The sequence below is a fragment of the Williamsia sp. genome, assembly GCF_016462415.1.
Taxonomy (GTDB): Bacteria; Actinomycetota; Actinomycetes; order Mycobacteriales; family Mycobacteriaceae; genus Williamsia_A.
The window spans coordinates 1-12,249 of sequence record NZ_JAEMTF010000126.1; the positions used below are offsets into that span (position 1 = coordinate 1).

Annotated in this window: 7 protein-coding genes; all 7 read right to left on the reverse strand. The window is 70.8% G+C overall.

The window, feature by feature from the left end; genetic code table 11:
- Window positions 1-27: 27 nt before the first annotated feature.
- Window positions 28-1,347 carry a replication-associated recombination protein A gene (locus tag JHC79_RS20685; protein WP_296394389.1) on the reverse strand — a complete coding sequence of 440 codons (1,320 nt, stop codon included), beginning with the start codon at window positions 1,345-1,347 and terminating at the stop codon, window positions 28-30.
- 77 nt (window positions 1,348-1,424) lie between these two features.
- On the reverse strand, window positions 1,425-2,558 hold the full coding sequence (locus tag JHC79_RS20690; protein WP_296394379.1) for a phosphotransferase: 1,134 nt from the start codon (window positions 2,556-2,558) through the stop codon (window positions 1,425-1,427).
- 165 nt (window positions 2,559-2,723) lie between these two features.
- Complete coding sequence (locus tag JHC79_RS20695; protein WP_296394381.1) at window positions 2,724-3,689, reverse strand: transglutaminase family protein; 966 nt, start codon at window positions 3,687-3,689, stop codon at window positions 2,724-2,726.
- Window positions 3,686-6,385 carry a circularly permuted type 2 ATP-grasp protein gene (locus JHC79_RS20700; RefSeq protein ID WP_296394383.1) on the reverse strand — a complete coding sequence of 900 codons (2,700 nt, stop codon included), beginning with the start codon at window positions 6,383-6,385 and terminating at the stop codon, window positions 3,686-3,688. The genes JHC79_RS20695 and JHC79_RS20700 overlap by 4 nt, the downstream gene beginning before the upstream one ends.
- Complete coding sequence (locus JHC79_RS20705) at window positions 6,382-9,840, reverse strand: DUF2126 domain-containing protein (RefSeq protein WP_296394384.1); 3,459 nt, start codon at window positions 9,838-9,840, stop codon at window positions 6,382-6,384. Before JHC79_RS20705 ends, JHC79_RS20700 begins: the two co-directional genes overlap by 4 nt.
- 80 nt (window positions 9,841-9,920) lie before the next feature.
- Window positions 9,921-10,853, reverse strand: coding sequence for a DUF389 domain-containing protein (locus JHC79_RS20710; protein ID WP_296394386.1), 933 nt, complete (start codon window positions 10,851-10,853; stop codon window positions 9,921-9,923).
- A 7-nt stretch (window positions 10,854-10,860) separates the two neighbouring features.
- The coding region (gene aspS / locus JHC79_RS20715) for an aspartate--tRNA ligase (protein WP_296394387.1) at window positions 10,861-12,249 on the reverse strand (1,389 nt) is incomplete at its 5' end.

Consider the following 12,249-nt stretch of genomic DNA (forward strand, 5'->3'; position numbering starts at 1 on the left):
GGTCCGGGCAGGCGACGCCGGGGGTGATCAGCGTCGGGTGGTGGCCCTGCGGACGATCGAGCGAAGCCTCCCGAGGCGGGCCGAGATCTCGCGCTCGTGGCCGTGGTCGGTCGGTTCGTAGTAGTCGGTACCGACCAGCTCGTCGGGCGGGTACTGCTGGGCGACGACACCATCGGGGTCGTCGTGGGGATACCGGTACCCCTGGGCGTTGCCCAGGGCGGCCGCGCCCGGGTAGTGCCCGTCGCGCAGGTGGGGCGGGACCTGACCGGCCTTGCCCGCGGCCACGTCGGCCATGGCCGCACCGATCGCCGAGACCACCGCACCCGACTTCGGTGCGCTCGCGAGGTGGATGGTGGCCTGGGTGAGCGCCAGTTTGGCCTCGGGCATCCCGACGAGTGCGACCACCTGGGCCGCGGCGACGGCGACCCCGATCGCTGTCGGGTCGGCCATGCCCACGTCCTCGCTGGCGTGGATCATCAGTCGTCGCGCGATGAACCGGGGGTCCTCCCCCGCGGTGATCATCCGCGCCAGGTAGTGCACGGCGGCGTCCACGTCGGACCCGCGGATGGACTTGATGAACGCGGAGATGACGTCGTAGTGCTGGTCGCCGTCGCGGTCGTAGCGGACCGCGGCACGGTTGACCGCGGACTCGACATCGGCCAGGCCGATGGTCGGGATGGCGGTCCCGGTGTCGCCGTCACGCCCCAGCGCGGCGCCGGCGGCCACCTCGAGTGCGGTCAGACCGCGTCGTGCGTCGCCGCCGGACAACGCCACGATGTGGTCGAGCGCCTCGTCGGCGATCTCGACCGTCCCGGCCAGGCCGCGCTCGTCGTGCACCGCCCGGGTGAGCACCTCGCGGATGTCGTCGTCGGACAGCGGCTGCAACTGCAACACCAGCGACCGCGACAGCAGCGGCGACACCACCGAGAACGACGGGTTCTCGGTGGTCGCGGCGACCAGCAGCACGATGCGGTTCTCCACGGCGTCGAGCAACGCGTCCTGCTGCGTCTTGGAGAACCGGTGCACCTCGTCGATGAACAGCACGGTCTGTCGACCGTCGATGAGGGCGCGGCGGGCGACCTCGATGACCGATCGCACCTCCTTCACGCCCGACGACAACGCCGAGAGGGCCTCGAACCGGCCTCCGGTCGCGGTCGAGATCAGCGACGCCATGGTGGTCTTGCCGGTGCCGGGCGGGCCGTAGAGCATCACCGACGCCGCGCCGGATCCCTCGATGAGGCGGCGCAGCGGAGAACCGGCCGCCAGCAGGTGCTGTTGGCCGACGATCTCGTCGAGACTGCGCGGACGCATGCGGACCGCGAGCGGTCCGGACGTGGCCGATCGCACCTGCGACTCGGCAAACGACCCCGACGTCGGGGGTGGGGCCGGCGGATCGAACAGCCCGTCGCCGCCGGGCGCGAAGGTCACCGCAGCCAGGCCGCGTCCAGCGCCGATGCGGCGGCGACGCCGAAGTCCGCGATGTCGGTCATACCGGCGCGACCGGCCGCGGCGGCGAGATCGGTCCACCGGCCGACGACGATCGTGGGGTCGGTGGTGTGCAGCGCCAACCCGTGCGACTGCGGGTCGACCTCGAGATCGACCGGCAGCATCCACACGGTGCTCATCCACACCCACAGTGCGCGGGCGGTCAACACCTTGCGGTGGAGTTCGCCGTCGTGCCCGAGGGCGGGCCAGATGGCCTGGATCTCCGAGCGCCACCCGTCGACCAGCGCCGTCTCCAGGTCGGTGCGCCGGTCGGTCCACCGAGGCGCGAGGTCCGGGGTGAAGGTGACGATCGCGTAGGCGATGTCGAGGGAGGCGTCGCGGAACCCGCCCCACTCGTAGTCCATGAACTGCACGCCCTCGTCGTTGATGAGGATGTTCGGCGGCCCGACGTCGGACGGACTGAACGCGCGGTGATCGCCCTCGGCGAACAACGCCTCGCCGCGGCGCAGCAGGGCGAGGAACTCGTCGTGCACGGACAGACCGAGGTGACGGGTCATCACCTCGGGGGCGAGATCGACGGCCACGCGCGCCTGCGCGGGCAACACCTCGACCGACCCGCCTCCGGGCCCGTGACGCAGCAACGCATCGAAGTCGCTCTCCCCGCCGACCGTCGCCGCGTGCATACGGCCCAGGGCCTGCCCCCACGCGCTGATCGCATGACTGGGATCAGCCCAGTCGGGGCTGCCGAGCAGGTCGCTCATGGAACGGCCGTGGCCGAGATCGCTGAGGACGATGAGGCGGGCGGCGTTGTCGAACGCGATGAGCTGCGGGCCGGGCCGAGAATGCATCGGCAGTGCGTTGGCGTACTTGTACGACGCCAGCTCACGCGCGAACGCGTCGGCCGGTTCGTCGGTGGGGACCACCTTGATGACCAGACTCCGGTCCATCGACAGCGGGTTCTGCGCCACCCGCGCCCGAACAACGTCGGTGCGACCGCTGCCGCCCAACTCCACCGGGTCGGCAAGGGTCACCCGGGCACCCGCCCGGGAGGACAGAACCTGCTCGGCGGCCCGGACCGCACCCGACATGCGGTTCTCGGCGATGACAGTCATTACGTGTAAACCTACCCAACGCCACCCACAGGTGGCACGTGTCACGCCCAGGCCGATCGCAATGCGAGTCGTGCTCAGGCGGCGTCCCGAGGGACATTCATGCAGGTCAGGCGGCCGGCATACTGTTACGCCGGTCAGCGTGCCCCTACGATGAACTGCGGCGACTCACGAGCCCGTTGGTGACTCGTTCGACGTGGTCGACGCTTTTTGCGACACGGTCGGCAGTTCCTGCGGCGCCACGTCGACGGAGACGGTGATCTTGCTCTTGGTCGATTCGGTGTAGATGACTCCACGCAGCGGCGGTACATCATCATAGTCACGTCCCCACGCCAATGTGACGTGCCTCTCGTCGACCAGCTTGTCGTTGGTGGGGTCGAACGGCAGCCATCGGCCACCCGGGAGCCACACCGCGGCCCACGCGTGGGACGCATCGGCGCCGATCACACGCTCGCGGCCGGGTGGTGGCTCGGTGGCGAGATACCCGGAGACGTACCGTGCCGCCAGCCCCTGGGACCGCAGACACGCGATCGCGACACGCGCGAAGTCCTGGCAGACGCCCTCGCGCCGCGACATGACGGTGTCGACCTTGGTGCTGATCGCGGTCGAGCCGGAGCGGTAGGCGAAATCGGTGTGGATACGCGTCGTCAGGTCGACGACCACGTCGAGCAGGGGCAGTCCGGGACGGAACACGGTCGCGGCGTACTCCCGGACGGCGTCGGTGATCTCCGGCGGGTACAGGTCGAGCACGTACTCGACCTCGCCGGCGTCGGCCGGTCGGGAGGGGCGGGCGTCCTCCCACGGCGCGGTCGCCGCGGCGGAGGTCAGCAGAGCGGGATCGAGGGGATCGATGTCGACCAGCGACGTCCCGGTCACCTCCAGGCGGTGATGCGGCGTGCGGACGTGGAAGTAGGTGTCGGTGTTGCCGAAGATGTCGGTGCCGGTGGAGCGGTCGGCCGGTTCCGGGTCGACGGCGACCGAGGCTTCCAGGACGCGTTGTCCCGGAACGTCTCTGGGCATGAGGAAGCAGCGCCCGAACGATGCGCTGACGACGTCGTCGTAGTCGTAGGTGGTGCGATGGGTGACGCGGTAGCGACGCGTGGAGGCGACGTCGGTTCCGGTGGGGCCGGTCACCGACTGCCCCCGCCCCACAGGGGTTGGATGTCGCGTGGCGGTGCGAAGCGGGTCCGCCCGAGGACGTCGGAGATCTCCCGCGCGCCGCTGGCCAGCGTGGTCATCAGCTCCGCGAGTTCGTCGCGGCGATCGGTGTCGCCGACGGTGGTCAGATCGGTCGGGTCGACCCGGCGGAGTTCGGCGATCATCTCCTCGACGACGCGTTCGGCGGCCGCCGACCGGACCTCGTCGGGCATGGTGGACAGGTCCGAGCGCAGGCGCGCGAGCTGGTAGATCATCGACCGCGGGTTGGTCTCGTCGAACATGGCCAGCATGATCACCGGGCGCAGCCGGTGCAGTCCGCGGTTGCGTCGGCGGTAGATGACCGCGGACTCGTTCGCCACGAGATAGGCCTCGAGGAGCCCCTGTTCGACGTCGAGGTCGTGGCGCTCGACGAGTACCGCGCGGGTGAGGTCGGCGAGCATGACGGTCCGCTCGATACGGCGACCGACGTCCATGAACAGCCAGGCCGGGTCGTGCACCATCGACTCGGCCTGTAGCCCGGCCAGTGCGAGCAGCCCGTGCAGGATCGACTCGTGCGCCCGGGCGAGTTCGTCGACGTCGACGGTGTCGACGGCCGCGCTCGTCCCGGCATGCGCACCGGTGGCAGGGGCGGACTCGGCGACGGTGTGGGCGAGGTCGGCGAACGCCCGCTCGATGGTGCCCAACACCATCCAGGTGCTCGTCGACATCTGATCGCGCACCGCGCGAGCCGACGCCACCAGTCGGTCCACCGCGTGGGCGACGGTCCCGGGCACCGACCGCGACATCGTCAGGCGACCGATCGCGGCCAGCGCGACGGCGGCGCCGTTGTCGGCCGTGGCGGCGTCGGGCAGGGCGCCGACGTGGTCGGTCGTGGCCGTGGTCGTGGCGATGCCGGCGAGGAACAGCGGCAGGGACCCGGTGCCCGACATCCACAGTCGGTCACGATCCTGGTAGCGCTCGCGGGCGACCTTGACCATCCGCACGGTCAGTTCGGCGCGCTCGCCGTGGCGACCGAGCCAGAACAGGTCGGCCAGCACACGCGGCGACGCGGCGGAGCGGTCGGTTGCGGAGAGCACGGGCGAGACGACCGACGACACCGACTCGGCCACTCGGGTGGTGTCACCGAGGGCCTCGGTGTTCGCGACCCAGACGTCCTTCGCGGCGATCGCCCCCATCGCGGCACCCTCGGCGCCGGTCGCCAGGACCTGTCCCATACCCCCGGGCATCACGGCGTAGGCCGATCCCTGGGCGACGGCGAAGGTGCGGATGCCCACCGGTGCCGCCCGCAGCCGGGCGGCGGCCCCCGCATGGGCGGGCGTCATCGACGGGGCGACGGAGAACTGTCCGGGACGACGGCCCACCCACTGCCACGGGTCGGCCTCGACACGACGACGCACCGTCTCCGACTCGTCTCCCGACAGCGTGGCGCCGATGAACTGTTCGCCGGTGCGGAAGTTGTCGAGGACCAGGCCGTTCAGGTCGGCGATGATCTTGCTGCGCTCGGAGCCCGCACCGCCCCAATAGGTCTCGACCGTGGGCAGTGCCAGTTCCTCGTCGATCAGCGCGGGTGCGAGCCGGGCGGCGACGGTGTGCAGCGCCGGGTTCTCGATGACCCCGCTGCCGAGTGTGTTGACGACGGTGACCGCGCCCCTGGCGACGGCCTCTACCAGTCCGGCCACCCCGAGCCGGGAGTCCGACCGCAGGTCGAGCGGGTCACAGAACATGGCGTCGACGCGCCGCAGGATGACGTCGACGCGTTTGAAACTGCCCAGCGACCGCATGTACACCGCACCGTCGCGGACGAGCAGGTCGGCGGATTCGACGAGCGGGACGCCGAGGACCGACGCGAGGTAGGCCTGGTCGAACGCGGTCTCCGAGAGACTGCCCGGACTCAGCACGACCACCGTCGGATCGTCCACACCGGGAGGCGCGTAATCGAACAGGGCCAGTCGTAGCGTGCCCGCGAACGTCGTCATCGGTCGCGGCCCGACCGCGCCGAACAACGTGGACGCGGCGCGGGATGTCAGACGTCGGTCGGCGATCGCGTAACCGATGCCCGACGGCGCCTGGGTGTAGTCGCCCCACAGGGCGAAGCCGCCGTCTGCCGTGCGGCCGATGTCGGCGGCGTGACAGAACAGCGCGTGCGGCCCGGCGATGCCGAGTCGGCCGGCCTTGCGGACGTATCCGGGATGGCCGAAGACCATCTCCGGCGGGACCAGGCCCTCGGCGATGGTCCGGCGCTCCCCGTAGAGGTCGACGAGCAGGGCGTCGAGCAACAGACACCGCTGCGCGATCCCGGCCTCGACCGCCGCCCACGCGTCGCCGTCGAGAACCAGCGGGACGCTGTCGAGTTCCCAGAGACGGGTGGTGTCGACGACCGCGTCACCGCTCGCGACCCGGTCGCCGGTCAGGTTGTAGGTGATGCCCTCGTCGGCCACCATCGTCCGCAGACGCATGGCGGTGCGGGCCATCCCGACCGTGCCGGCGCGCGCGTACCCGGCCACCAGATCGGCCCACTGGGGACGGATCGAGCCGCCGGAGTCGATCATCTCGTCGTAGGGCGGCGTGGCCGCATCGGGACCGTCGATGTCGAACAGCGCGAAGCGATCCGACCGATAGCGATCCACCACCGCGGATGGCGTCTCCGCGGGCGTGGGGGAAGGCGACGTCACCGAAGAACCGTACGTGCCCGTCGCAGATCGAGGATCGTCGGCACCCCGAGGTCGGTGGCCAGCCGGGCCTGCATCTCCCGCAGCGCCGCGACGTCGACGACACCGGGCGTGTGCCCGATGGCCTCGAACCGGCCGTTGCGGCGGGACTCCGCCTCGACGGCGTTGACCGGGGGGCGTTCGTAGGCACGGCCGCCGGGGTGGACGACGTGATACGTCGCACCGCCGACGGACCGGCCGTTGGCGGTGTCGACCATGTCGAACACGAGCGGGGAATCGATGCTGATCGACGGGTGCAGTGCGCTCGGGGGCTGCCAGGCCCGGAACCGGATGCCGGCGACCCGTTCCCCCGGCCGACCGGTGGGTGTCAGCGGCAGCGGATAGCCGTTGCAGGTCAACAGGTACCGATCGTCATCGCTGCCCTGCACCCGCACCTGGACGCGCTCGATCGAGGAGTCGACGTAGCGGGCGGTGCCGCCGGCGGTGGACTCCTCCCCCAGCACGTTCCACGGCTCGATGGCGCCGCGCAGCTCGATCTCCTGGTCGCGGATCGCCACCGTGCCCAGGCGCGGGAACCGGAACTCGGTGAACGGGTCGAGCCAGGCGGTGTCGAAGTCGTATCCGGCCTCGCGCAGGTCCTCGGCCACCTCGGCGATGTCGTTGATCACGTAATGGGGCAGGAGGTGTTTGCCGTGCAGGTCCGCGCCGTGGCGCAACAGTCGGCCCCGGAAGGGGTTGTCCCAGAACCACGACACCAGGCTGCGTACGAGCAGCGACTGCACCATGGCCATCCGGTGGTGTGGCGGCATCTCGAAGGCGCGGAGTTCGAGCAGGCCCAGGCGTCCGCGGGCCGTCCCGGGGCTGTAGAGCTTGTCGATGCAGAACTCCGCGCGGTGGGTGTTGCCGGTGATGTCGGTGAGCAGGTGGCGCAGCGCGCGGTCGATCATCCACGGACCGGCCTCGGCTCCCTCGGCCGAGAGTCGGTCGATCTCGGCGAACGCGATCTCCAGCTCGTAGAGCGCGCTCTCGCGCCCCTCGTCGGCGCGGGGGGCCTGCGAGGTCGTCCCGATGAAGCGACCGGAGAACAGGTACGACAGCGACGGGTGCCGCTGCCAGTAGCTCAGCATCGACACGAGCAGGTCGGGTCGCCGCAGCATCGGCGACTCCGACGGCGTGATGCCGCCCAGGGTGATGTGGTTGCCGCCGCCGGTACCGCCGTGGCTGCCGTCGAGGTCGAACGACTCGGTGCCCAGGCGGGCGACGCGGGCCTCGTGGTAGAGCGTCTCGAGCAGGTCGGACTGCTCGGCGAATGACGCCGTCGGCTGGATGTTGACCTCGATCACCCCGGGGTCGGGGGTCACCGTCAGCGACTGCAGACGCGAATCCGCGGGCGGCCCATAGCCTTCGACGATGACCGGGGCGCCCACGGCGGCCGCGGCCGCCTCGGTGGTCGCGACGAGTTCGACGTAGTCCTCGAGTCGCTCGGTCGGCGGCAGGAACACGTGGAGGATGTCGTCGCGCACCTCGGCGACGACGGCGGTACGCGGGACCGGGCCGTCGAACAGGTCCGCGGAGTCGGTGTCGGGGTCGGTGTCATCGGCCTCGACGACGGTCGGCGGCGTGGGCAGTGGTCGCGTCGGGGCGGTGGGGTCGGATTCGTGGACCACCGGGGCGGGCCCCCACGACAGCGAGTCCAACGGCAGCCGGAGTCCCGCGGGCGACGTGCCCGCGGTCAGGACGAGGCGCCCGCGGCGGGTGAACCATCCGACACTGCGCCACGCGGTGTCGTCGTCGGTGCGACTGACCGGGAGCACATGTGCCGTCGCGGCGGTGACCGGTTCGTCGAGTCGCGCCAGCAACGCCTTCCGGGCTGCGACGGTGTCCTGTTCAGGAGTCAGGTCCGGTCCGCGACCGCGTCGGCCCGCGGTGGGATCGTCCTCCTCGTCGTCGATGTCCGGCGCGGATTCGGCGGTGGGTTCCCCCGGTGGGGAACGCAGCAGGTCGGCCAACCGGACCAGCGGGTCCTCGTAGACCGGGCGGACGGTCGTGTCCGGCAACCCGAGGGCATCGGCGAACGCGGACAGGAACGCTGCGCTGCGGGCCGCGGACGCCGCGGTCGCCACCGGTGGTTCGATGTCCATCGACGCCGCAGCCATGGCGTCGTCGGCCCAGGGATCGGCCAACAGCTCCGGTCGCTGCCACAGGGCTTTCCCGTCGACCCGCCAGAGCAGCCCGATCTGCCAGCGCGGCAACGGTTCTCCCGGATACCACTTGCCCTGGCTCCGTTGCACCAGTCCCGACGGCGCGTAGACGGTGCGCAGACGTTCGGCGAGCTCCGAGGCCAGTCGGCGTTTGTGGCCACCGTCGGCCGTCGTCGACCACTCCGGCGCGGTCTGGTTGTCGATGGAGACGAACGTGGGTTCACCACCCATGGTCAGGCGGACGTCGCGCTCGGCCATCCGACGATCCACCAGGGCACCGAGATCGACGACCCCCGACCACTGGCTGTCGGTGTAGGGCAGCGTGACCCGCGGGTCCTCGTGGAAACGGGTGACGGTGTTGGAGAAATCCATGGTCGCGTGACACGGACCGGTCGCGCCGGTGATCGGCGCCGCGCCACCGGGCTGCGGGGTCGCGGCGAGCGGGATGTGGCCCTCCCCGGCGAACAGTCCCGACGTGGGATCCATGCCGACCCAACCCGCGCCGGGGAGGAACACCTCGGTCCAGGCGTGCAGGTCGGTGAAGTCCGCCGACGGTCCCGACGGGCCGTCGAGCGAGGCGACGTCGGAGGTCAGCTGCACCAGGTACCCGGAGACGAACCGGGCGGCGAGCCCGAGCCTGCGCAGGATGGCGACGAGCAACCACGCCGAGTCACGGCACGACCCGATCGCGCTGGACAGCGTGTACTCCGGCGACTGGACACCGGCCTCGAGACGCACGGTGTAGCCGACGTCGTCGCGCACCGCCTGGTTCAGCGCCACCAGGGTGTCGATGATGCGGGCGCCGGTCGTGGGACGGTGCCGTTCGACCCAGTCGTCGACCAGCGAGTTCTCGCCGTCCTCGCCGGATGAGTGCCGCCCGCCGGTCTCGCCCCCGACCGGTCGTAGGTAGGCCTCGAGGTCGGTGCGCATCTGCTCGGGGTAGGCGAAACCGTAGTTCTCCGCCCAGTCCTCGATGAAGAAGTCGAACGGGTTGATCGAGGTGAGGTCGGCGACGAGGCCCACCGTGATGGACAGCGACGTCGTCGGTTCCGGGAACACCAGGCGCGCCTGGTAGTTGCTGAACGCGTCCTGCTGCCAGTTGACGAAGTGGCCCGACGGCTCCACGGTGAGCGTGTACGCCTCGATCGGGGTCCGCGAGTGCGGGGCCGGGCGGAGCCGGACGACGTGTGGGTACACCTTGACCGGGCGGTCGAAGGAATAACTGGTCCTGTGCTCGAGTGCCACCTTGATGGTCAACGCGCGCAACCCTCCTCGTTCGTCGTACACGCCTGCGCCACAGCCGTCGCGCGTGGCGGTTCATCGGAGGTGTCAGTGCATCACAGATCGGCGCGGGGTGCCGCCCGCCGACCACGCGCCCGGTGCACGGTGAGCACCGCCACCCCGGCCAGCACGACGCCCACCATGTTGACGCCCAGCTGCAGCGTCGACTCCGCGGCCACCGTCCACTGCCCGAGGGTCGCGGCGATGACGGCGTACCCGGCCGCGGGCACGGTGGTCACCGAGATGAACACCCCGACCAGCACGGCGGATCGGGATGAGACGAGCGAGAGCATCCCCGCCGCACCGGCGAGCAGCGCGACCACGAAGGAGAAGGCACCGACCTGATAGATGAAGTCGACCTGGTTCGCCGCGGTCACATCGGTGATCTCCAACAACCCCGTGGCCTCGGCCGCGAGCGCGCCGATCCCGGTCACCACCATCGCGACGGGGAACCCGACGAGAAGGGCGAGCACGGATCGGCGGGCGAGATCGAATCGACGGCGCGCGATCGCCACCGCGACTCCGGCGAGCGGTCCGAACTCCGGGCCCACGACCATCGCCCCGACCACCGTCACGGGGGAGTCGGTGACCACACCGACCGCGGCGATCAGACACGCCAGGGCGAGGAACGCGACGAAGGTCACGCTGAGCGTCGCCTCCTCGCGGGTGCGACGCAGCAGTTCTTCCCACACGACGGCGTCGTCGGGATCACCCGGGGCGTCGCGTTCGGCCTTGTCGGCGGCATCCGACAGCACCGTGTCGAGCGGTTCCATCGTGATCGACCCGTGGGAGGGCAACCCGGCGTCGATGAGCGTGCTCAGGACGTCGTTGGCCGCCTCCCGGGTGACGTCGGCCTCCACCAGGTCACCGGCGGGCTCGACCGCGGCGCCCGGCATCGACAGGATGTGGGTGACGCCCACCGCCCTGCACAGCACCTCCACGATCTCCGCGCTGCGGTGCGCCGGGACGATCAGGCGGAGGTGGAGCACGTCGGGATCAGACCGTCGGCGCCGTGCCGGGGTCCCCGGCCGACGCCGGGGCCGCCTGGGTCGGCTTGGCCGGGGCGTCGATACCGGACTCCTTGCGCTGCGCCGCGGTGATGGGTGCGGGCGCATCGGTCAGCGGGTCGACACCGCCACCGGACTTGGGGAACGCGATGACCTCTCGGATGGATCCTTCGCCGGCGAGCAGGGCGGTGATGCGATCCCATCCGAAGGCGATCCCGCCGTGCGGCGGTGCGCCGAAGGCGAACGCGTCGAGCAGGAACCCGAACTTCTCCTGCGCCTCGGCGTTGTCGATGCCCATGATCGCGAACACCCGCTCCTGCACGTCGCGACGGTGGATACGGATGCTGCCGCCACCGATCTCGTTGCCGTTGCAGACGATGTCGTAGGCGAAGGCGAGCGCGGAGCCCGGATCGGACTCGAGGGTGTCGAGGGACTCGGGCTTGGGCGCGGTGAACGCGTGGTGCACGGCGGTCCACGCGCCGGACCCGACGGCGATGTCGCCGCCGGCGGTCGCGTCGGCCACCGGCTCGAACAGCGGGGCGTCGACGACCCAGGTGAACGCCCAGGCGTTCTCGTCGATGAGGCCCAGACGCGAGGCGATCTCACCGCGTGCGGCACCGAGCAGGGCGCGCTGCGCCTTCACCGGGCCCGCGGCGAAGAACACGCAGTCACCCGGAGCGGCACCGACGTGGGCGACGAGTCCGTCGCGCTCGGCGTCGGACAGGTTCTTGGCCACCGGGCCGCCGAGGGAACCGTCCTCACCGACGAGGACGTAGGCGAGACCGCGGGCGCCGCGCTGTTTGGCCCACTCCTGCCAGGCGTCGAGCTGACGACGGGGCTGGCTCGCCCCGCCCGGCATCACGACCGCACCGACGTACTCGGCCTGGAACACGCGGAACGGGGTGTCGGCGAAGAACTCCGTGCACTCGACGAGTTCGAGGTCGAAACGCAGGTCGGGTTTGTCGCTGCCGTATCGGCGCATCGCCTCGGCGTAGGTGATCCGGGGCAGCGGGGTGGGCACCTGGTAGCCGACGAGGTCCCACAGGGCGACGAGGATCTGCTCGGCGAGGGCGATGATGTCGTCCTGGTCGACGAAGCTCATCTCCACGTCGAGCTGGGTGAACTCGGGCTGTCGGTCGGCGCGGAAGTCCTCGTCGCGGTAGCAGCGTGCGATCTGGTAGTACCGCTCGAGCCCACCGACCATCAGCAGCTGCTTGAACAGCTGCGGACTCTGCGGAAGCGCGTAGAACGACCCGGGGCGCAGGCGGGCCGGGACGAGGAAGTCGCGGGCGCCCTCGGGGGTCGACCGGGTCAGCGTCGGGGTCTCGACCTCGACGAAGTCGTGGCGCGCGAGCACGTCGCGGGCCGCCTTGTTGAC